This is a genomic window from Enterobacter cloacae complex sp. 309I3 (assembly GCF_050031595.1).
Classification (GTDB): Bacteria; Pseudomonadota; Gammaproteobacteria; order Enterobacterales; family Enterobacteriaceae; genus Enterobacter; species Enterobacter cloacae.
The window spans coordinates 1,274,753-1,296,790 of sequence record NZ_JBLGWI010000001.1 but is presented as its reverse complement, the minus strand read 5'-3'; the positions used below and the strand labels follow the sequence as shown (position 1 = coordinate 1,296,790).

General features: G+C 57.6%; 19 protein-coding genes. 13 read left to right on the top strand and 6 right to left on the bottom strand.

What is annotated here, in order from left to right; all coding sequences use genetic code 11:
* Positions 1 to 76 precede the first annotated feature (76 nt).
* The 3 genes from fepD to fepC are packed head-to-tail and all read left to right on the top strand — an operon-like array spanning position 77 to position 2,870.
* The gene (gene fepD, locus ACQG22_RS06035; protein WP_023621325.1) at positions 77 to 1,084 is read left to right on the top strand and encodes a Fe(3+)-siderophore ABC transporter permease; all 1,008 of its coding nucleotides are present in this window, start codon (positions 77 to 79) and stop codon (positions 1,082 to 1,084) included.
* Positions 1,081 to 2,073, top strand: coding sequence for an iron-enterobactin ABC transporter permease (fepG, locus tag ACQG22_RS06030; protein ID WP_044158800.1), 993 nt, complete (start codon positions 1,081 to 1,083; stop codon positions 2,071 to 2,073). Before fepD ends, fepG begins: the two co-directional genes overlap by 4 nt.
* A complete protein-coding gene (fepC, locus tag ACQG22_RS06025; RefSeq protein ID WP_214452893.1) occupies positions 2,070 to 2,870 on the top strand; it encodes an iron-enterobactin ABC transporter ATP-binding protein in 801 nt (266 codons plus the stop codon). The genes fepG and fepC overlap by 4 nt, the downstream gene beginning before the upstream one ends.
* A gap of 83 nt (positions 2,871 to 2,953) precedes the next feature.
* Here the strand turns inward: fepC and entF are convergent, their stop codons facing one another.
* Genes entF through fes form a run of 3 tightly spaced genes read right to left on the bottom strand, consistent with a single transcriptional unit; the run spans position 2,954 to position 8,311 of the window.
* Positions 2,954 to 6,814, bottom strand: coding sequence for an enterobactin non-ribosomal peptide synthetase EntF (gene entF, locus ACQG22_RS06020; protein ID WP_369706358.1), 3,861 nt, complete (start codon positions 6,812 to 6,814; stop codon positions 2,954 to 2,956).
* On the bottom strand, positions 6,811 to 7,023 hold the full coding sequence (locus ACQG22_RS06015; RefSeq protein ID WP_013097641.1) for an MbtH family protein: 213 nt from the start codon (positions 7,021 to 7,023) through the stop codon (positions 6,811 to 6,813). Before ACQG22_RS06015 ends, entF begins: the two co-directional genes overlap by 4 nt.
* Positions 7,024 to 7,033: 10 nt before the next feature.
* On the bottom strand, positions 7,034 to 8,311 hold the full coding sequence (fes, locus tag ACQG22_RS06010) for an enterochelin esterase (protein ID WP_369706445.1): 1,278 nt from the start codon (positions 8,309 to 8,311) through the stop codon (positions 7,034 to 7,036).
* A gap of 67 nt (positions 8,312 to 8,378) precedes the next feature.
* Between fes and ACQG22_RS06005 the strand changes: the two genes are divergently transcribed.
* Together ACQG22_RS06005 and entD are read left to right on the top strand one after the other, a co-directional pair.
* Positions 8,379 to 10,619 carry a TonB-dependent siderophore receptor gene (locus ACQG22_RS06005; RefSeq protein WP_013097643.1) on the top strand — a complete coding sequence of 747 codons (2,241 nt, stop codon included), beginning with the start codon at positions 8,379 to 8,381 and terminating at the stop codon, positions 10,617 to 10,619.
* Between the two features lie 82 nt (positions 10,620 to 10,701).
* Complete coding sequence (entD, locus tag ACQG22_RS06000; protein WP_369706357.1) at positions 10,702 to 11,349, top strand: enterobactin synthase subunit EntD; 648 nt, start codon at positions 10,702 to 10,704, stop codon at positions 11,347 to 11,349.
* A gap of 80 nt (positions 11,350 to 11,429) precedes the next feature.
* Here entD and nadS read toward each other — a convergent pair whose 3' ends face one another.
* Positions 11,430 to 11,714 (bottom strand): NadS family protein, encoded by a 285-nt coding sequence (gene nadS, locus ACQG22_RS05995; RefSeq protein WP_013097645.1) that lies wholly within the window; start codon positions 11,712 to 11,714, stop codon positions 11,430 to 11,432.
* A 138-nt stretch (positions 11,715 to 11,852) separates the two neighbouring features.
* Positions 11,853 to 13,886, bottom strand: coding sequence for a choline BCCT transporter BetT (gene betT, locus ACQG22_RS05990; RefSeq protein WP_013097646.1), 2,034 nt, complete (start codon positions 13,884 to 13,886; stop codon positions 11,853 to 11,855).
* A 128-nt stretch (positions 13,887 to 14,014) separates the two neighbouring features.
* Between betT and betI the strand changes: the two genes are divergently transcribed.
* Genes betI through betA form a run of 3 tightly spaced genes read left to right on the top strand, consistent with a single transcriptional unit; the run spans position 14,015 to position 17,766 of the window.
* Complete coding sequence (gene betI, locus ACQG22_RS05985; protein ID WP_058651704.1) at positions 14,015 to 14,602, top strand: transcriptional regulator BetI; 588 nt, start codon at positions 14,015 to 14,017, stop codon at positions 14,600 to 14,602.
* Positions 14,603 to 14,615: 13 nt separating this feature from the next.
* Positions 14,616 to 16,088 carry a betaine-aldehyde dehydrogenase gene (gene betB / locus ACQG22_RS05980; RefSeq protein ID WP_045293331.1) on the top strand — a complete coding sequence of 491 codons (1,473 nt, stop codon included), beginning with the start codon at positions 14,616 to 14,618 and terminating at the stop codon, positions 16,086 to 16,088.
* 13 nt (positions 16,089 to 16,101) lie between these two features.
* Entirely contained in the window at positions 16,102 to 17,766 is a 1,665-nt protein-coding gene (betA, locus tag ACQG22_RS05975; RefSeq protein ID WP_045902366.1) for a choline dehydrogenase, read from the top strand.
* Between the two features lie 38 nt (positions 17,767 to 17,804).
* On the opposite strand, the gene ACQG22_RS05970 is transcribed toward betA, so the two are convergent.
* Positions 17,805 to 18,263 carry an SgcJ/EcaC family oxidoreductase gene (locus ACQG22_RS05970; RefSeq protein ID WP_369706356.1) on the bottom strand — a complete coding sequence of 153 codons (459 nt, stop codon included), beginning with the start codon at positions 18,261 to 18,263 and terminating at the stop codon, positions 17,805 to 17,807.
* Between the two features lie 316 nt (positions 18,264 to 18,579).
* On the opposite strand from ACQG22_RS05970, the gene ACQG22_RS05965 reads away from it, so the two are divergent.
* The 5 genes from ACQG22_RS05965 to ACQG22_RS05945 all read left to right on the top strand — a co-directional run bounded on the left by ACQG22_RS05965 (position 18,580) and on the right by ACQG22_RS05945 (position 21,828).
* On the top strand, positions 18,580 to 18,762 hold the full coding sequence (locus tag ACQG22_RS05965; RefSeq protein WP_154819466.1) for a hypothetical protein: 183 nt from the start codon (positions 18,580 to 18,582) through the stop codon (positions 18,760 to 18,762).
* Between the two features lie 91 nt (positions 18,763 to 18,853).
* Complete coding sequence (brnQ, locus tag ACQG22_RS05960; RefSeq protein ID WP_102751653.1) at positions 18,854 to 20,158, top strand: branched-chain amino acid transport system II carrier protein; 1,305 nt, start codon at positions 18,854 to 18,856, stop codon at positions 20,156 to 20,158.
* Between the two features lie 9 nt (positions 20,159 to 20,167).
* Positions 20,168 to 20,590, top strand: a complete 423-nt coding sequence (locus ACQG22_RS05955) for a DUF2000 domain-containing protein (protein ID WP_353798200.1) — start codon at positions 20,168 to 20,170, stop codon at positions 20,588 to 20,590.
* A gap of 115 nt (positions 20,591 to 20,705) precedes the next feature.
* Entirely contained in the window at positions 20,706 to 21,038 is a 333-nt protein-coding gene (locus tag ACQG22_RS05950; protein WP_146257225.1) for an SMR family transporter, read from the top strand.
* Positions 21,039 to 21,471: 433 nt separating this feature from the next.
* Positions 21,472 to 21,828, top strand: coding sequence for a hypothetical protein (locus ACQG22_RS05945; protein ID WP_130626524.1), 357 nt, complete (start codon positions 21,472 to 21,474; stop codon positions 21,826 to 21,828).
* The last annotated feature ends 210 nt before the right edge of the window (positions 21,829 to 22,038 follow it).

Sequence of the window (22,038 nt, the reverse complement as noted above, 5' to 3'; positions counted from 1 at the left end):
ATGGGCGCACATGCTAACATAGCCAAATAAGATAGATAACGATAATCACTATCATTATCAAATCATGGATGTTGCTATGTCGTTTTCCTCTTCTTCTGCGGTGCGCGCCGTTGCCGTGCCCGTGTTATTGCTGCTGTTAATCCTTGCGATGGCGCTCAGTCTGCTGGTTGGTGCGAAACCGCTGCCCGCCTCCGTGATTGTTGATGCGCTCTTTGGTACCTGTCAGAGCGCCGACTGCACCATCGTGCTGGATGCCCGCCTGCCCCGTACCCTGGCCGGATTACTTGCCGGTGGCGCACTGGGGCTTGCGGGGGCACTTATGCAAACCCTCACCCGCAACCCGCTAGCTGACCCCGGCATTCTTGGCGTGAATAGCGGTGCCAGCTTTGCCATTGTGCTTGGTGCGGCGCTGTTCGGGTTTACCTCTCCCTCAGAACAACTGGTAATGGCCTTTTGCGGCGCGCTGGCGGCCTCGCTGATTGTCGCCTTTACCGGCAGCCAGGGCGGCGGGCAGCTTAGCCCGGTACGTCTGACGCTGGCGGGCGTGGCGCTTGCCGCCGTGCTGGAAGGGTTATCTAACGGCATCGCCCTGCTTAACCCGGACGTTTACGATCAGCTCCGCTTCTGGCAGGCCGGTTCGCTGGATATCCGCACGCTGGAGACGCTTAAGGTGGTGGTCATCCCGGTGATGATTGCCGCCGCCGTGGCACTCGGTTTAAGCCGGGCGCTGAACAGCCTGAGCCTTGGCAGCGACACCGCCACCGCGCTCGGCAACCGCGTGGCGCGAACCCAGTTGACGGGATTAGTGGTCATCACCGTGCTGTGCGGCAGTGCGACGGCAGTGGTCGGCCCGATTGCCTTTATCGGGCTGATGATGCCGCATCTGTCGCGCTGGCTGGTGGGGGCCGATCACCGCTGGTCGCTGCCGGTGACGCTGCTGGCCACCCCGGCCCTGCTCTTGTTCGCTGATGTTGTCGGGCGTCTTCTGGTTCCCGGCGAACTGCGCGTTTCGGTGGTAAGCGCCTTTATCGGCGCGCCGGTCCTGATCTTCCTGGTACGACGTAAACGCGGAGGTGACGCATGATGGCCCCCTCTCGTCGTTTGATCCTCAGCGTTTCGCTGCTGGTTATCGCCATTCTGATGCTGGCGATCGCAAGCCTGTGCAGCGGCGCGGTGACGCTCGATCTCGCCCAGGTGTTTAACGCGCTCACCGGCAGCGCCCCGCGCGCTGTCACGATGGTGGTGACGGAGTGGCGACTGCCGCGCGTGGCAATGGCGATGCTGGTGGGTGCCGCGCTTGGCGTCAGCGGCGCGATTTTCCAGTCGCTGATGCGCAATCCGCTCGGCAGCCCGGATGTAATGGGTCTCAACACCGGTGCCTGGAGCGGCGTGCTGGTCGCGATGGTGCTGTTTGGTCAGCATCTGACGGCCATCACCGTGACGGCGATGACCGGCGGGATACTGACCGCGCTGGTGATCTGGCTGCTCGCCTGGCGCAACGGTATCGACACTTTCCGCCTGATCATTATCGGTATCGGCGTGCGTGCCATGCTGATGGCGTTCAATACCTGGCTGCTCTTGCAGGCTTCGCTGGAAACGGCGCTGTCGGCCGGGCTGTGGTATGCCGGTTCCCTCAACGGCCTGACCTGGGGCAAAGTCTGGCCTGCCGCGCCATTGATTCTGCTGATGTTTATCGCCGCGCTGCTGCTGGTGCGGCGCATGCGGCTGCTGGAGATGGGTGACGACAGCGCCTGTGCGCTGGGGGTCGGCGTTGAGCGTTCGCGCCTGATGCTGATGCTGGTCGCCGTGTTGCTCACCGCGGCCTCCACTGCGATTGCCGGCCCCATCTCCTTTATCGCCCTTGTTGCCCCTCACATTGCGCGTCGTCTTAGCGGTACGGCCCGCTGGGGCTTAACCCAGGCGGCGCTGTGCGGCTCAATGTTACTGTTGGCCGCCGATCTCTGCGCCCAGCGGCTGTTTATGCCTTATCAACTTCCGGTGGGCGTTGTCACCGTCAGCCTTGGCGGGATTTACCTCATCGTCTTGCTCGTTCAGGAGTCACGCAAGAAATGACCGATTCAACCAACCGCTTGCGCGGCGAAAGCCTTACTCTCGGTTACGGCAAAAAAATCGTTGCCCATGACTTAACCGTCAACATTCCTGACGGCCATTTCACGGCGATTATCGGCCCGAACGGCTGCGGCAAGTCGACCCTTTTGCGCACCCTCAGTCGCCTGATGACGCCGGTTGAAGGCCACGTATTCCTCGACGGCGAGCAGATCCAGCGCTTTGCCAGTAAAGAGGTGGCCAGGCGCATCGGGCTGCTGGCGCAAAACGCCACCACGCCGGGAGACATCACGGTGCAGGAGCTGGTCTCACGCGGACGCTATCCGCACCAGCCGCTGTTTACCCGCTGGCGCAAGGAAGATGAAGACGCGGTGAACCGCGCGATGCAGGCAACGGGCATTACGGACCTCGCCCGGCAGAGCGTGGACACGCTTTCCGGCGGCCAGCGTCAACGGGCGTGGATCGCGATGGTGCTGGCGCAGGAGACCTCCATTATGCTGCTGGATGAACCGACGACCTGGCTTGATATCAGCCATCAGATCGATCTGCTCGAGTTGCTGAGCGAGCTCAACCGCACGCAAGGTTACACCCTGGCGGCGGTGCTGCATGATTTGAATCAGGCCTGCCGCTATGCCACGCATTTAATTGCACTGCGCGACGGCGAAATTGTGGCGCAGGGCGCGCCGAAGGAGATTGTGACGCCAGAGCTTATCGAGCGGATCTACGGCATGCGCTGCATGATTATTGACGACCCGGTGGCGGGCACGCCGCTGGTGGTGCCGCTTGGAAAGCGTGCGCGCTGATGCTCTCACCCCGGCCCTCTCCCACAGGGAGAGGGAGCAAATCATCCCCTCTCCCCGTGGGAGAGGGTTAGGGTGAGGGGAAATCACTCCCCCAACATCTTCTGCAACACCGGCCCAATCTTCTCAAACGCCTGCGGCGAAATGATGTCCACATGGGCGCAATCCTGGCTGTATACCTCCAGTTCATTTACCCACGGCGACCACGCCACCTGCGGATCCATCGTTCGCGTGCGCTCGGCAACAAACAGCGTTGCTTTCCCGTCAAACCGCGAGCTGTGCGCCGTGGTGAGCAGCCGCACCGCGTCGGCGTAGTTACCTTCAATGGCGTTGAATAGCGCGCTGGAGCCCTGCCCCTGCTGGGCAGCGATAAACGCCTGTCGCTCGCGCTCAATTTCGGCCAGCACCGCCGGGTCGAGTCCGTTGGCCTCTTTTTCCGCCCAGTTCTGGGTTTCCGGTGGCCAGGTATCCAGCAGACCCAGGAAGGCGACGGTTTCGCCCTGTTCACGCAGACGCGCAGCAATCCCCTGCGCCAGCGTACCGCCAAGCGAGTAGCCGAACAGGTAATACGGCCCGTGGGGCTGCCGGCCACGTAACGTAGTCAGATGATGTTCAATCACCCCATCCAGATCCGCACACTGCTGCATCGGCCCCTCCGGGCGCGGCGACTGAATTCCGGTAATGGACCAGCGCGGGCTAAGGTAGCGCGCCAGCACGCTGAACTGCCAGGCAAAACCGGAAGCCGGATGGAAGCAGAACAGCGTCGGGCCGTCGCTTACGCGCAGCGGCAGCAAGGTTTCATAACCCAGACGCTGTGCCTGCTCGTCGCTTATCGGCGAATCCAGCAGAGCACTCAGCCTGCAGACCGTAGAGGCGACCATTATCTGCCCCGGCGTCACCTTGCGGGCGAACGTACGGCTGAGTTGTGCGGCCAGGCGCATCGCCAGCAGCGAGTGGCCGCCGAGGGCAAAGAAATCGGCTTCGATGTCGTTCACCGCACAGCCCAGCAAAGACGCAAACGCCTGCGAGACGGCAATTTCGGTTGCACTTTCCGGTGTGCGTCCGATGGTTTTGCTGGTCAACTCCGGCAGCGGCAGCGCCTTGCGATCCAGTTTGCCGTTTGCGCTTAACGGCAGCGCGCTAATTTGCAGTAACACCACCGGCACCATATGCGGCGGCAATTGCGATCTGAGTGAGGCAAGCAGCGCGTCGCGATCCAGCGGTAAGCCGGATTCAGAAACCACATATCCCACCAGCTGACGGGCATCGCCGCCGGTGGCCGCCGCCTGGTTGAACACGCAGGCGTGCGCCACGGCTTGCGCTACGTCGGGCAGCGCCAGCATCGCCCGGTCGATTTCGCCAAGCTCGATGCGCTGGCCGCGAATTTTCAGCTGGTCGTCGCTGCGGCCTAAATACTCCACCGCGCCGTTGTCCAGCCAGCGGGCGACGTCACCGGTACGGTACATCCGCTCGCCCGGCGCGAACGGATCGGCAATAAAGCGGCTGGCGGTGAGATCCGGACGCCCCAGATACCCCTGCGCCAGCTGAATACCGGTGAGATAGAGATCGCCCGCCACGCCAAACGGTACCGGGCGCATCATCGCATCCAGGATCCGCAACCCGGTGTTCCATACCGGGAAACCGATCGGCACGCTGTTACCTGCAACTGCCGCCAGCTCTGGTCCAAATGCCGGATACCAGCTAACGTCCACCGCCGCTTCCGTCGGGCCGTAGAGGTTATGCAGCGGCACGTGGGTGAGCCGCTCCCATTCGCGACAAAGTTCCGTCGGCAGTGCTTCCCCGCTGCAGAATACCTGCCTGAGGCTCTTACAGCAGTCGGTGTTTTCCGGCGTCAGCGAGGCGACAAACGCCGCCAGCATCGACGGCACAAAGTGGGTAGTGGTGACGCCATAGTGCGCAAAGAATTGCTGCATGGCCTGAGGATCACGGTGCGCGTCCGGCTCGGCCATCACCAGCTTCGCCCCGGCGATAAACGGCCACCAGAACTCCCAGACCGACACGTCAAAGCTGCACGGTGTTTTCTGCGCCACCACGTCACACGCCGTCAGCGGGTAGTGATCCTGCATCCATTTAAGACGGTTAACGATGGCAGTATGCCCGACCATTACCCCCTTCGGACGCCCTGTCGAGCCCGACGTAAAGATGATGTACGCCGTCTGCTCCGGCTTCGCCAGCCGCAGCGGTTCAGCCTCCGCAGCCGGTAATAGTGTGTTGTAACTAAATGTCCCGACGGACAGATCGCTAAAGCGCGGGCGCTGTTCGTCGGTGGTGATAAGCAGCGACGGCTTCGCGTCCTCCAGCATCATCCGCAGACGATCGTCCGGGTAGCCGGTATCCAGCGGCAACCACGCGGCCCCCGCCTCCACAATGCCGTGCAGCGCTAACGTCAGGAATACCGAGCGCGGCAGCGCCACCGCCACGCTGTCGCCCGGTTTCACGCCGCGCTCACGCAACAGATGCGCCAGTGCCACCACCTGCTCGCGCATCTGGCGATAGCTGAGCTCGATGTGCGCATCCGCCAGCGCGGGCGCGTCCGGCGTTTTGCTCGCCTGTTCCGCCACCAGTTCCGCAAGCGTGGTGGACGGTAGCGCCAGCCCGGTGTCGTTAATGCGTGCAAGCTGCTGGTATTCCTGCTCTGAGACCGTTTCAACCTCGCCGCAGCGCAGGTCCGGGTTAGCGGCAAATTGCGTCAACATCCCATTCAGGCGCGCCACGTGACGGGCCAGCGTGGTTTCATCGTAGCGCTGTTTATTGGCGAGGATCTCAATGCTCAGCCCACCCTGCTCGTCCGGGAACAATGCCAGCTCCAGATCGTTAACCGGGCCGGTGGCCAGCGTGTGGGTGGTGGCCTCCACGCCGTCGATGTCCAGCTGGTAATCGAATACCTTGACGTTGAGCACCGGGCCGAACAGGGCTTCATCCCCTGCGGCACGCCCGCTGTCGCGCACGATCTGCTCGGCGTCGTAGCGCTGGTGGCGACGCATTTTTTTCAGCTGGTTTGCCAGGCGCTGCGCCAGTTCCGGCAGGCTCTCGTGCGGATGAATGTTCACCGCCAGCGGCAGCACGTTGAGCACCGGGCCGGTTGCGGTCAGCGCAGCGGAGCCCATGCGGCGCATAAAGATAAACCCAGCGGCGTAGTCCAGCCGTCCGGTGAGACGGCCCAGCCACAGCGCCACCAGCGCAAGCGCCAGATCGGTGCGCTGTACCTGTCCTGCGGCCTGCGCAAGCTGGCTGAAGGCGCGGCCATCGGCGGCGATTTTCAGGCGCAGGATGTCGGTGGTGGCGGCGCGCCCAGGTAGCGGCGCAGAGGAAAGCGAAACCGGAGAAGGAAGCTGTTTGCGCTGCTCAGCCCAGAAGGCGCCGTCGCGCTGATACGCCTCGCTGGCGCGGTAGCGCTGATACTCCTCCACCACCCCGGCGAACGGCGTAAACGGGGAGTCCGGCGTGGGCTCGCCCCTCTTCCACGCGGCATAAATCGCAGCGATCTGGCGGGTAATCGCCGGGAAGCTGAAGCCATCGACCACTAAATGGTGATAGCGCTGATACCAGTACCAGTGTTGCGGACCGATCTGAATCAGCAGGTGAAACGCCAGGGGCTGACCGCTGTCGACACGAAGGTTCTGGTTAAGGTCGGCGTCCATCAGCGCCACGGCGGCGTCATGGGAACCGGCATTTACGATTTCCGGTTCAGGCAGCGTCATTGATGCATCCACCCACTGCCACACCTCACCGTTATCCTCGGTGAAGCGCATGCGCAGAGTGTCGGCCTGCATCATGCCTTCGGCAACGGCTTTTGCCAGCAGCGGTGCGTCAATATCGCCTTTCAGTTCGGTGTAGTGTGCCACGCTCCAGGCGTTCGGCAGGCTGGAAAGCTGCTCCGCCATCCAGATGCCCGGCTGGGCGGCGACAAGCGGCAGACGGTTCATGCATGCTCCCCCGCATAATTAGAGGGGCTGAGCGTCTGCCAGTGTTCGGCCAGCCACTGCTGGCATGCGTCCTGCGATTGCGCTTCGCATACCACGCGCCAGCCTGCGGGCAATTCGCACTGCTGCGGCCACAGGCTGTACTGCCCCTGATCGTTACGCAAAATAGCAAACTGCCCCTGCGGATTATCGAAAGGATTGCTGAATTCCATACAGACTCCGTTAGTGAATAAGCGGCTGCCAGAGGGTCATCAGCCCCTGCGTCAGCCCACCGCGCCAGCAAAGCGCGTCGTGTCCGCCGTCAACCTGACGCCAGTAAACCTGCTGCTGTGTGTGCAGTTCGTCGTAAATGGCCTGATTTGCGCGATAAATCAGCGGCTCGTTGCACCCGGCCTCAAGGACGATGCGCAGGCCGCGTGCGGTTTTTTCACCCGCTTTCAGTTGCGCGATAAGCAGCCCTTCCTGCTGCCCGCCGCGATGCGGCCACCAGTAAGAGCCGGACTGGCTCAGCACGCAGCCAAAACGCTGCGGCCAGTTAAGTGCGGCATAAAGCGATGAGAGACCGCCGAAGCTCTGGCCTGCGACCACCGTACGGTCTGCGCGGTCGCTGAATGGCGTGCGTTGTTTTACAAGAGGGAGAAGTTCTTCCTGCACCGCCAGCCAGAAATCGGGGTTACAGGGCAATTCGTTATTGCGATGCGCCATATCTATCACATCGATTAAAACGTAGACGGCAGGCGGCAGTTTGCGTCCGTCGGTAAGCGCTGTCAGCGCTGGCCAGACGGGCATGCTCTCGGCCCAGAACTGGCCGTCGAGCAGCACCGCCAGCGGGCGTTCCGGATCGTCATCGCCGGTGGTAAATATCCAGACGCGACGACGATTGCCCAGCCGCTTGCTCTGCCAGTCAATGCAGACCGGCTGCCGGTATGACGTATTGGGGCGATCCCAGCCGGGCTGCACCGGAGCGTCGGGCATCTCCAGCGCAGAGACATCATGCCCTCGCCCGCCTCGCCAGCTCTGGGCATTAAGCGGGTCGGATATCGCCTGCGGCAACAGCTTGCGCCAGCCTTCGCGCAGCGCCAGGCGATCCGGCTGCTCACCGTGAAACACATCGGGTGCAAAATCGTCTGTATTCTCTGAGGGGATAAAGCAGTAGCTGCCGCGCCACTGGGGGCTGAACTCGCCCTGCCATTGCCAGACGTCGGTATCCGGGATGCGTTCGAGGGATTGTGGGCGGGCATTTTTATGGTGATCGGTTACGCCCGTGATATACAGCCAGACGCGTTTCACCGCCGAGGTGTGTTGCGTTCCCGCCGGATCGCGCCACCAGAAGGTGACCCTATATTTCCCCTGTTCACGCACCCATTCCGGGCCGTTTTTCGACTGCCACCAGGCTTCACTTCCCGTTGTTAACACCGTCACCCTTCTAACCTCATGTTTAACAGTCTTTTTTGTTTCAGGACAAATTTTATTGATAATATTATTGATAACTATTTGCATTTGCAATAGCGTAATGCCCGCGCTGTGGGAAGCGCGTTCATAAGAAACCATAAAAGCGGGACATCCAATGAATAAGAAGATTCACTCTCTGGCCTTGCTGGTCAATTTAGGGATTTATGGCGTCGCGCTGCCTGCCATGGCAGACGACAATACCGCCTCCGCGCAGCATGAAGACACCATGGTGATCACCGCCGCCGAGCAGAATTTGCAGGCGCCGGGGGTTTCCACCATTACCGCCGATGAGATCCGTAAAAATCCGCCCGCGCGTGACGTGTCTGAAATCATCCGCACCATGCCAGGCGTTAACCTGACCGGTAACTCCACCAGCGGCCAGCGCGGTAACAACCGCCAAATTGATATCCGCGGTATGGGCCCGGAAAACACGCTGATCCTGATCGACGGCAAGCCGGTCACGAGCCGCAACTCGATTCGTCTGGGCTGGCGCGGCGAGCGCGACACCCGCGGTGATACCGGCTGGGTGCCGCCTGAGATGATCGAGCGTATCGAAGTGATCCGTGGCCCGGCCGCCGCGCGTTACGGCAACGGTGCGGCAGGCGGCGTGGTGAACATCATCACCAAAAAATTCGACGACCAGTGGCACGGCTCCTGGAACACCTATCTGAACGCGCCTGAACACAAGGATGAAGGTTCCACAAAACGCACCAACTTCAGCCTGAGCGGCCCGCTGGGCGGCGACTTCAGCTTCCGCATGTACGGTAACCTCGACAAAACCCAGGCCGATGCGTGGGACATCAACCAGGGCCATCAGTCCGAGCGTACCGGCGCCTATGCCAACACCCTGCCTGCAGGCCGTGAAGGGGTAGAAAACAAAGACATCAATGGCGTGGTGCGTTGGGACTTTGCGCCAATGCAGTCTCTGGAGTTTGAAGCGGGCTACAGCCGCCAGAACAACCTCTACGCCGGTGATACCCAGAACACCAACAACGACAATGCGCTGGTGAAGAAGAACTACGGTAAAGAGACCAACCGTATCTATCGTCAGAACTTCGCCGTCACGTGGAATGGCGGCTGGGATAACGGCATTACCACCAGCAACTGGGCGCAGTACGAACACACCCGCAACTCGCGTCTGGGTGAAGGGCTGGCCGGAGGAACCGAAGGGCTGTTCAACAGCGATAAATTCACCGATACCGACCTGGCCGACGTCATGCTGCACAGTGAGATCAACCTGCCGATTGATTTCATCGTCAACCAGAACCTGACGCTGGGCACCGAGTGGAACCAGCAGCGCATGAAGGATTCCACCTCCTTCTCGCAAACCCTGCAGGGCGGGACCATTCCAGGGATGAGCGACGATCGCAGCCCGTATACCTCCGCAGAGATTTTCTCCCTGTTTGCGGAAAACAATATGGAGCTGACCGACAGCACCATGCTGACCCCGGCGCTGCGCTTCGACCACCACACCATCGTGGGTAACAACTGGAGCCCGTCCCTGAACCTGTCGCAGGGTCTGGGGGATGATTTCACCCTGAAGATGGGTATTGCGCGTGCCTACAAAGCACCGAGCCTGTACCAGACCAACCCGAACTACCTGTTATACAGCAAGGGCCAGGGCTGCTACGCCAGCTCTGACGGCGTGGGCTGCTACATGATGGGTAACGACGATTTGAAAGCCGAAACCAGCATCAACAAAGAGATTGGTCTGGAGTGGAAACGCGACGGCTGGCTGGCGGGCGTGACCTGGTTCCGCAACGACTATCGCAACAAGATTGAAGCGGGCTATGCGCCAATCGGCCAGACCTCCACCAGCAAAGTCACCACCGATATCTACCAGTGGGAGAACGTGCCGAAAGCGGTGGTTGAAGGCCTGGAAGGTTCCCTGAACGTGCCAGTCAGCGATACCATCAACTGGACCAACAACATCACCTACATGTTGCAGAGCAAGAACAAGGAGACCGGCGACCGTCTGTCGATCATCCCGGAGTACACGCTGAACTCTACCCTGAGCTGGCAGGTGCATCAGGATGTGTCGCTCCAGTCGACCTTCACCTGGTACGGCAAGCAGCAGCCGAAGAAGTACAATTACAAAGGTCAGCCGGTGACCGGGTCTGAGAAAGACGAGGTCAGCCCGTATAGCATCCTTGGCCTGAGCGCGACGTGGGACGTGACCAAAAACGTCAGCCTGACCGGCGGCGTGGATAACGTCTTCGACAAACGTCAGTGGCGTGCGGGTAATGCCCAGACCACCGGGAATACCTCGACGGGTGCCTATATGTACGGCGCAGGGGCTTATACCTATAATGAGCCAGGCCGCACGTGGTATATGAGCGTGAATACCCGATTCTGATACAGGCAGTGACTTCCCCCCTCTCCCTGTGGGAGAGGGTCGGGGTGAGGGCAACAGGCCGCACAATTCTGAAGGGAAAACCATGCACACAACCCACAGCACTTTCGTTCTCGCCAGCCTCACCATTCACCGCATCACCTTCGCCCCCACCACCTTCACCGACGCCGATCTCCTCTGGCTCCCCCATCACGCACAGCTGGCTGACGCCGGACGCAAACGCAAAGCCGAGCATCTGGCGGGCCGCATCGCCGCCGCGCATGCCTTACCTGGCCACGCCGTTCCCGGCATCGGCCCCAGCGGCGAACCGCTCTGGCCGGACGGGATTTCGGGCAGCATCACCCACAGCGGCACGCAGGCGATGGCGGTTGTGGTTCACCATCCTCATGCCCTTGTAGGTATCGATACAGAGGCGATCCTTTCCAACCGTGAAGCCCATGAAATCCAGGACGGTATCATCAATGCGCAGGAAGCGGCGTGTTTAACGCGTTCAGGCTACCCTTTTGCACAGGCGCTGACGCTCGCGTTTAGCGCGAAAGAAAGTTTGTTTAAAGCGCTGTTTCCGCAGGTAAAGATTTACATGGGTTTTGACTGTGCGAGAGTCGCAGCGTTAGATGATAAAACTCTTGTGCTGGTGCTTTCACACCCGGCTGGAGAATATGCGGAGGGCACACGTTTCACCCTCTTCTGGCACAAAAGGGATGACAGCGTGTTGACGCTGCTACAAGCCTGATGGCGCTTCGCTTATCAGGCCTACAAAGTTGGCTCGCGGTAGGCCGGGTAAGGCGAAGCCGCCACCCGGCATGAGGGGGCTCATTGAGCTGCAAGCGCTTTATAAAACGCGGGATCCTTCTGAATCACATTGAGAACCTTCGCCGCCAGCCCGGTTGGGTTACGACGTTTAGACTCCCAGCTTTTTATCGTATCAACGCTCGTGCCAAGCGCCTTCGCCATTTCGCTTTGAGTAACATTTAGCTGTTCTCTGATTGCGCGAACATCCGCGACTTCATAGCGAGTTACCCTGGAAGCGGCTTTCCTTCCGCTATGGATCTCAACGGCCTCTTCAAGCGAAGTTTTTAACTCATCAAAGATACTCATTCTATACCTTGAAACAATACAAAGGAGTACATAGTACACCTCCGATTCAAGATATAATAAGCACTATTTGAAAAGTACAGGGCCAGATTCACAACAATCTGGCCCCTCAACTTTCAAACGCGTTATTCAGATCAAACTTCAAACATCCGGGAACATCACACTATTCCCCGGCGCTTCCCGGTGCAGATGGATAAAGTTCAGGTGCCGTTCATACTGGTCCAGAATATCCGTAATCACCTGCTCCTTGCTGTAGTCCATCAAATCATTCCCCTGGCTGCCTTCCAGCAGGAAGGTCTCCAGCCGGTAGTAGGTCGATTTGCCGCTGCGCGCGCGGTAGGTAAACCCGGGCACCGAATACTGCTGCGGCCAGATCTGATAGACAAAGTTCTGCTCGTCGCCCATATGCACCAGTAGATCCAGATGCCCCAGGGTCTCACCCTCTTCCGGCGGCAGGTTTTTCAGCTCCACGTAGGCACCGCGTAATCGCAACTCCTGCGCCACCTCTTCCATTGCCGGGAAGCAGACCGTCTCCATCATCTGGCTGGTGTAGCGCGTGCCCGGGTAGTTCATCAGGCGCGAGAGACGCTTCTTCCAGCTCAGTCTGTCCTGGGCGCCCAGCGGGCGCGGCGCGGTATCGCGGCTGGCGCTGACACGGCGGTAGTCTTCCACCTTGAGCGATTTATACAGCCCGGCCATCACAAAGAAGATCACAAAGCTGAACGGCAGACCCATGATCACCGTGGTGTTTTGCAGGGCGGAAATCCCGTTGGTCATCAGCATGCCGAGCGTCAGCAGGCCGATGGCGACCGACCAGAAGATACGCAGCCAGTTTGGTGCATCGCTGTTGATGTCCTTCAGCTTCGAGGTGAAGTTCCCCAGCACCAGCGCACCGGAATCCGCCGAGGTGACGTAAAACAGCAGGCCGGTAATGGTGGCCACGGAGGCGCTAAAGGTGAACGCCGGGTATTGCGCCAGCAGGCTGTAGAATCCGCGCTCCGGGTGCGCCATCGCCTCCTGCGCAAACGCCGCGTCACCGTGGATGATCTCATGCAGCGCACTGTTGCCAAAGACCGACAGCCACAGCAGGGTAAAGGTGAACGGAATGATCAGCGTGCCCATCACAAACTGGCGGATGGTGCGACCACGTGAAATACGCGCCAGGAACAGGCCGACAAACGGCGACCACGCCACCCACCACGCCCAGAAGAACAGCGTCCAGTTGTTCATCCACTCCACCGGGCGGTCAAAGGCGAAGCTGTTCAGCGTCATGCCCATAAAGCGGTTCACGTAGTCACCCACGTTCAGCACTAAGGCATTGAGCAGGAACGAAGTGTCGCCCACAAACAGCACAAACAAAATCAGCCCCAGCGCCAGCGCGACGTTCAGCTCGGAGAGCACGCGGATCCCCTTATCCACGCCGGCAGTGACCGAGATGGTGGCGATAATCACCGACAGCGCGATCAGCGCGGCTTTCGCCGCCAGCGAATCCGGGATATCAAACAGCACGCTCAGCCCGTAGTTGAGCTGCACCACGCCAATGCCAAGCGTGGTGGCGATACCGAAGATGGTGCCGATCACCGCCGCAATATCGACGCTGTGCCCTATCGGGCCGTTTATCTTTTTACCGAAAATCGGGTACAGCGCGGAGCGGATGGTGAGGGGTAAATTATAACGATAGCTAAAGTATCCGAGCGCCATGCCCATCAGGGCGTACATCGACCAGCCGGTCAGTCCGTAGTGGAACAGCGTCCAGACCATCGCCTGGCGCGCGGCCTCCATCGTCTGCCCTGCCCCTTCCGGCGGCTGCATATATTGCGTGACCGGTTCGGCCACGGAGAAGAACATCAGGTCGATGCCGATACCGGCGGCAAACAGCATCGCCGCCCAGCTTAACAGACTAAACTCGGGTTTTGACTGCTCGGGCCCGAGCTTCACCGAGCCAAAGCGCGAACAGGCAATGCAGACAACAAAGACAATATAGAGCGTCGCCGCCAGCAAATAGTACCAGCCGAAGGTCTTCGACACCCAGTTCAGGGTGCGCCCAATCCACTCGGCAGAGAAGTCGCTAAAGAAGATCGTCATCAGGGAAAACAACAAAATCAGTCCTGCGGATGTATAAAAAACAACCGGATTGATTTTGTCCTTTTCTCTGTCTTGCGAAAGATCTGTCATCCAGTATCCCCACTATTTTTGTAACTATTAAAATCCAAATCCGCAACAATTAAGACACATTTTATATTGAACGTCCAATCAAAAACCGCTTTAATGGTTAACCAACGCTGATGAATGGAGTGGCAAAAATGCCCAAAGTGGGGATGCAGCCGATCCGGCGCAGGCAACTGATCGACGCCACGCTGGAAGCAATAAATGAAGTGGGAATGCATGACGCAACCATCGCGCAGATCGCCCGTCGGGCGGGAGTCTCAACCGGGATCATCAGTCACTACTTCAAAGATAAAAATGGCCTGCTGGAAGCGACCATGCGCGACATCACCGGCCAGCTGCGCGACGCGGTTCTGAGCCGCCTGCATGCCCTGCCGGATGGCAGCGCAGAGCAACGATTGCAGGCGATTGTCGGCGGCAACTTTGATGAAACCCAGATCAGCAGCGCGGCAATGAAAGCCTGGCTGGCCTTCTGGGCGAGCAGCATGCATCAGCCGATGCTCTACCGGTTGCAACAGGTAAGCAGCCGCCGTTTGCTTTCAAACCTGGTGTACGAATTCCGCCGCGAACTGCCGCGTGAACAGGCGCAGGAGGCGGGCTACGGGCTTGCAGCGCTGATCGACGGGTTGTGGCTGCGCGCCGCGCTAAGCGGCAAACCGCTGGATAAAAACGTAGCCCAGTCGCTCACCAGCCACTTTATCAGCCAGCATTTACCGACCGAATAACCGAGGAGAATTTATGTCCCGAATGGCAGAACAGCAGCTTTATATCAATGGTGGTTATACATCCGCCACCAGCGGTCGCACCTTCGAGACCATTAACCCGGCTAACGGCGACGTTCTGGCGACCGTACAGGCCGCCGGGCGCGAAGATGTCGATCGCGCCGTCCAGAGTGCCCGGCAAGGGCAAAAAATCTGGGCGGCAATGACCGCCATGGAGCGCTCGCGCATTCTGCGTCGCGCCGTCGATATCCTGCGCGAGCGGAACGACGAACTGGCGAAGCTGGAAACCCTCGACACCGGTAAAGCGTATTCGGAAACCTCAACCGTGGATATCGTCACCGGTGCGGACGTGCTGGAGTACTACGCGGGGCTGATCCCGGCGCTGGAAGGCAGCCAGATCCCACTGCGCGATACCTCTTTCGTCTACACCCGTCGCGAGCCGCTGGGCGTGGTGGCGGGTATTGGCGCGTGGAACTACCCGATCCAGATCGCCCTGTGGAAATCCGCCCCGGCGCTGGCGGCGGGCAACGCGATGATCTTCAAGCCGAGCGAAGTCACCCCACTCACCGCCCTGAAGCTTGCGGAAATCTACACCGAAGCGGGCCTGCCGGACGGCGTGTTTAACGTTCTGCCGGGCGTGGGCGCGGAGACCGGCCAGTACCTGACCGAACACCCGGGCATCGCGAAAGTCTCCTTCACCGGCGGCGTCGCCAGCGGCAAAAAGGTGATGGCGAACTCGGCGGCCTCGTCCCTGAAAGAGGTGACGATGGAGCTGGGCGGCAAATCCCCGCTGATTGTGTTTGACGATGCGGATCTCGATCTCGCTGCCGACATCGCGATGATGGCCAACTTCTTCAGCTCCGGCCAGGTCTGCACCAATGGCACCCGCGTGTTCGTACCCGCGAAGTTCAAGGCCGCGTTTGAGCAGAAAATCGTTGAGCGCGTGGGCCGCATCCGCGCGGGCGATCTGTTCGATGAAAACACCAACTTTGGCCCGCTGGTCAGCTTCCCGCACCGCGACAATGTGCTGCGCTATATCGCCAAAGGCAAAGAGGAAGGCGCGCGCGTGCTGTGCGGCGGTGACGTGCTGAAGGGCGAAGGCTTTGACAACGGCGCGTGGGTCGCCCCGACCGTGTTCACCGACTGCACCGACGAGATGACCATTGTGCGCGAAGAGATCTTCGGGCCGGTGATGTCCATCCTCACCTATGAATCTGAAGAAGAAGCTCTCCGCCGCGCCAACGACACCGACTACGGGCTGGCGGCAGGCATCGTGACGGCGGATCTGAACCGCGCCCACCGCGCGATTCATCAGCTCGAGGCGGGTATTTGCTGGATCAACACCTGGGGTGAATCCCCGGCAGAGATGCCGGTCGGCGGCTACAAGCACTCCGGCATCGGCCGCGAAAACGGCGTGATGACGCTCCAGAGTTACACCCAGGTGAAGTCCATCCAGGTTGAGATGGGTAAATTCCAGTCCATATTTTAACCGGGAGGTTTTTTTGCAATTTGACTACATCATTATTGGTGCCGGCTCTGCCGGCAACGTTCTGGCAACACGACTGACTGAAGATCCGGATACCACCGTTCTGCTGCTTGAAGCGGGCGGCCCGGATTACCGCTTTGACTTCCGCACCCAGATGCCTGCCGCACTGGCATTCCCGCTGCAGGGCAAGCGCTACAACTGGGCGTACGAAACCGAGCCAGAGCCCTATATGAATAACCGCCGCATGGAGTGCGGACGCGGTAAAGGGCTGGGCGGGTCCTCGCTCATCAACGGCATGTGCTACGTGCGCGGCAACGCGATGGATCTGGACAACTGGGCGAAAGAGCCGGGTCTGGAGCACTGGAGCTACCTCAACTGCCTGCCCTACTACCGTAAGGCTGAAACCCGCGACGTGGGTCCAAACGACTACCACGGCGGCGACGGCCCGGTGAGCGTCACCACCTCCAAACCGGGCGTGAACCCGCTGTTTGAGGCAATGGTGGAAGCGGGCGTGCAGGCGGGCTACCCGCGCACGGACGATCTCAACGGCTATCAGCAGGAAGGCTTCGGCCCGATGGACAGAACGGTTACGCCACAGGGCCGACGCGCCAGCACCGCGCGCGGCTATCTGGACCAGGCGAAGCAGCGCCCGAACCTGACCATCTGCACCCACGCCATGACCGATCGCATTCTCTTTGACGGCAAGCGCGCCGTGGGCGTTGAGTGGCTGGAAGGCGAAAGCACCATCCCGTCCAAAGCATCGGCAAACAAAGAGGTGCTGCTGTGCGCCGGGGCGATTGCCTCTCCGCAGATCCTGCAACGCTCCGGCGTGGGCAACGCGGAACTGCTGAAGCAGTTTGATATTCCGCTGGTGCATGACCTGCCCGGCGTGGGCGAAAACCTGCAGGATCACCTGGAGATGTATCTCCAGTACGAATGCAAAGAGCCGGTCTCCCTCTACCCTGCCCTGCAGTGGTGGAACCAGCCGAAGATTGGCGCCGAGTGGCTGTTTGGCGGCACCGGCGTGGGGGCGAGCAACCACTTCGAGGCGGGTGGGTTTATCCGCAGCCGTGAGGAGTTCGAGTGGCCGAATATTCAGTATCACTTCCTGCCGGTGGCGATTAACTACAACGGCTCCAACGCGGTGAAAGAGCACGGCTTCCAGTGTCACGTTGGGTCGATGCGCTCACCAAGCCGCGGGCATGTGCGTATTAAATCGCGCGATCCGCACCAGCATCCGGCGATCCTGTTCAACTATATGTCCCACGAGCAGGACTGGCAGGAATTCCGCGATGCGATCCGCATCACCCGCGAAATCATGCATCAGCCCGCGCTGGACAAATACCGTGGCCGCGAAATCAGCCCGGGGGTTGAGTGCCAGACCGACGAACAGCTGGACGAGTTCGTGCGCAACCACGCCGAAACCGCCTTCCACCCGTGTGGAAGCTGCAAAATGGGCTATGACGAGATGGCGGTAGTCGATGGCGAAGGCCGCGTTCACGGGCTCGAAGGGTTACGCGTGGTGGATGCGTCGATCATGCCGCAGATCATCACCGGCAACCTGAACGCCACCACCATTATGATCGGTGAGAAAATTGCTGATGCCATTCGCGGGCGCGAGCCGCTGGCGAAGAGTACAGCGGCGTATTACGTGGCGAACGGAGCGCCGGTAAGACGCTGAGTGGTTCCCCCTCTCCCCAAAGGGAGAGGGGACAGATCTTATCCTTCAGGCATTGCGGAAGAGTGATGGGAGGAAATTTTCCACTCTTTTCCATCCCACGCATAGGTGAAGGTATAGCGGGCAGTCACGGTCGATTTATCGGCGAAAGTGAAGGTATACGTTCCGGTATCAATAGCTTTATTGCAGCCCAGACGAATGGTGCGGCTATCAATTTTCCCGTAAGGCTTCTTCTTCAGAAAATCCTGGAAGTAATCCACGCGCTCCTGATCGGTCAGTCGCACCTGATTTGAAATTGTCGGTAGCAGAACCGCATCACTCAGATAATTTTCCGCCACTTTATGGGCATCGCCTGTTTGTAATGAGGCATTCCATCTATCAAAGAGTGCTTCAATTTGCGGGTTATCTGCCTTTACACAGTCCTGTGCAGTGGCAGCAAAAGCAGAAGATGAGGCAAGACCAAGAAGTGCAGCAAGAGAGAGTAACGTTTTCATAACCATTTTCCTTATGTGGTTTTGTTCCTGTGGGGCGCACTATCCGTTTTATTCCGCTGCGTGACAATCTCAATTACTTATTATTACGCTTTTTACAGAAGTGAGAGAAAAGGGCGATTTTTATACAGCGAGACAAATCCATCAAAACAAAATCACCTATAAAACAATAAGTTAAATTGTAATTTTATTTTCATAAGATTTTACGCATTGAATAATTTTGTTACCTTTAATTTCAACATACAACAAATGTTGAAATTACAACTTTTTGTTTAATCTATATCATTGCCCTCAACTCATTAAGCACTCTTGAGAGGATGGCAGTATGCCGAACAGTAAGTTATGTCTGAATGTCTCCCTGGTTATCCTGAGCCTGATGCTCAGCGGCTGCGTGATCAGGGATCATCACTCCACCGATCGCCATCATCCGGATCATCATCACTGGCACCATGATCCTTCCCATGCACATGGCTGGCATGATTTTCATGGGCATCACGGCCATCGTTGATCCCCATGCACGGCTGGCACGCCCGGTTTCAGGGCGTGTTTTATAATTAACCTCTGGCGCTGCCGACAACCAGAGTGAAGACGATATCCACATGACAACTTTCCGCGTCAGAGACATTTTTATCCTGGGGTTTCTCAACTTCGCCTTGTTTGTTGGGGCCGGTAATATCATTTTTCCGCCCCTGATCGGCTTACAGGCAGGAACATCCGTCTGGTATGCCGCAATGGGCTTTTTATTGACGGGTGTCGGGTTGCCGGTGATGACCGCCATTGCCATGGCGAAAGCCGGCGGATCGCTGCAGGCAATAACCCAGCCCACCGGACGCCTCTGCAGTCTGGTCCTGACTATTGCCTGTTATCTTTGTATCGGACCGCTGTTCGCCATTCCGCGAACCGCCACCGTCTCGTACGAGCTGGCATTACAACATTATCACCCTGGCGCGTATGGCTTAGCATGGTGGAGCCTGAGCTTTTTCGCGCTGGTCGTTCTGATCTCCCTTCATCCCGGCCGCCTTCTCGATACGGTAGGCAAGTTCCTGTCGCCTTTGAAAATCGTGGCGCTTCTGGTACTGACAATCACGGCGATGCTCGTACCAGCGGGGGCTCCCCTGCCTCCACAGGGTCTGTATGCCACCTCCCCTTTTTCTCAGGGGATCACCAATGGTTATCTGACGATGGATACGCTGGCAGCCCTGGTCTTTGGGCTGGTGATTGTCAGAGCGATTCAATCCAGAGGGGTGACCTCTCCCCGCCTTATTACTCGTTATGCGTTCTGTTCCGGCCTGATTGCAGGCGTGGGCCTTGTCGTGGTGTATGCAGGCCTGTTCCGGCTTGGCCTGAGTAGCAGCGGGCTGATTGATGGGGCAACAAACGGCGCTCAGGTGCTCAGTGCTTATGTCCACTTTAGCTATGGGCCTGGCGGCGACATTTTTCTGGGGGTGTTGATGACCCTTGCCTGCCTGGTTACCGCTGTCGGGCTGACATCGGCCTGTGGCGCCTGGTTCAGCGACCATACCCGTTTTAGCTATCGAACCTGCATCTGGTTTTTTGCCATCGTCTCCATGCTGATATCAAATATCGGGTTGACCCAATTGATTGCGTTATCGGTGCCGGTTCTGACGGCGATTTATCCGGTGTTTGTTGTACTTATCGTGACCTTTTTCATGCGGACAACCTTCCACTCACCAGCGCGGGTCATTGTCCCTGCGGCATTCGTCACCTTTCTGTTTGGTCTGGCTGAGGCACTTAGCGCCGCGGGCGGCCCCTTATGGCTGACTACGCTCAGTGCCAGGATGCCGCTACATAATCAGGGCTTGGCCTGGCTGCTACCTGCTGTCGGCATACTTTGCGTAACGTTCGTGAATGACCAGCTACGGTATAAATCAAAAAATCACTGAGGAATCGAGATGTTTGAAGACAATCAAAAAAAACTCTATGTCGTTGTTAACCGCACGCAGGATCCGGCGTTGCTGCTGAATGCCACGGCCCACCTGGCCGCCGGGATCATGCGCAAGGCGGATGATGTCCTCTTCCATGACTACCCAAACGCTGAAAGCGGGCTGAACGCTTATCTTAGCCATTACCCGGTCGTGATCCTGCAGGCCAAAAACAGCAATCAGTTAAAAACCGCGGCACTGAAATGTCAGGAAGCGGGGATCCCGTTTAATTTCTTTACGACGACGATGCTTGGCCCCTCCTCTGAAGCCCAGATTCAGGCAACGAAAGAAACCACGCTTGAAGCACTGGAATTCGTCGCCATTGCGCTCTACGGGGATACGGAAGCGATAGCGCCGATCACCAGAAAATTTTCTGTTTTTAAGCTGGCCTGAGAAGGTGCGCTGGCTCACACAAAATTAAACACCAAGTTTAATTTACAACTAAATGTTGATACTATTTTTCCACCCGATTTGGGTGATACAGAAGTATGTTGTGACAGGCCTTTATATGAATAGCTACCTTTTTCTTTTTATATCAATTATTTGTGAAGTTATTGCAACAACAGCATTAAAATTATCCGACAGCTTTACCCGGCTATGGCCTGCCACCGTTACGGTTCTTTTCTACCTTCTTGCGTTTTGGTCGTTAACCATTCCCATGCGAACCATACCGACGGGCATTATCTATGCGATATGGTCAGGAGCCGGAATTGTCCTGATTAGTCTGGTGGGATGGGTTGTTTATGGCCAAAAACTGGATATGGCCGCCCTGGCAGGGATGGGGCTGATCATTGCGGGCGTGGTAGTGATAAACCTGTTTTCAAATTCATCAGGTCATTGAAAAGCGCTATCCCGCCTGGTTTTACGTCATACGGTACAAATTATGATCAAAAATTTTCTCGTTATTTTTGTGGTGTTGCTGTTTCTCCTCTTATCCCTTGAAGTCTTTTTTATCGAAAAACGCCATGTTAATTATTTTCGCGATGGCGTAAGAAACGTTGAGGAGGTGTTATCTTTGTGGGAGGAACATTAAATCCGGACTGTCGTTTAATATTTAATCATTTATTACCGCCGCAGCAAAAACATATTATTACTTCTGTTAAATATTCAACGTAATGTTTTATCAATGTAAAGTATTGTCGTATATTTGACAGCAGATTTATCAGATGCTTATCAGCGTTAATCTTATGAATAGGCAATAACTATTATGTACTCTCTACTGAGGTGGCTAAACTGTATTTATAGAGTATTTTATTTGTTAAAAAGGTAGATGAGTGGAAATAACAAAATTATGGATTTCATTAGGCACTATTGTCAGTCCCATCACAGGCACCTTCTTTACCAAAATAATCACGCAACATAATCATAAATATTTGCTGTGGTATAAAGGTGATTATCTTATCAAACCGGGTGATAAAATTACGGTTAACAACAACGGTTTTATTATTTCCGAAAAATTACGTGCCGTAAACATTATACAAATTGATAAATACAGTCCGACACTCTGGCGAGTCATGCACAACATGTCCAGCTGCCCGGGCGACAGAGAGCCTGAAACCCCGTATTGCGCTTCAACAACACGATGCATTTTCAAAACCTGCCCTCACGGCAAAACACGCTTAACGCCATAACAGTGAGAAAAGATTGCCTGAGCCTCTTTTAGCAGAGGCTTTTTGGGCGCTAATGTTATTATTTTATGTAAAAAGGGGAATGTTTTATCAGAGTGGAATTACATTCGCTGACAGCAAATATCACGCTAAAGATAATTGAGCGTATACACCACTTTTCCCGTTACGTTCCCTGCCACCACAGAATTTTCCATAATTCACGGTGTAATTCTG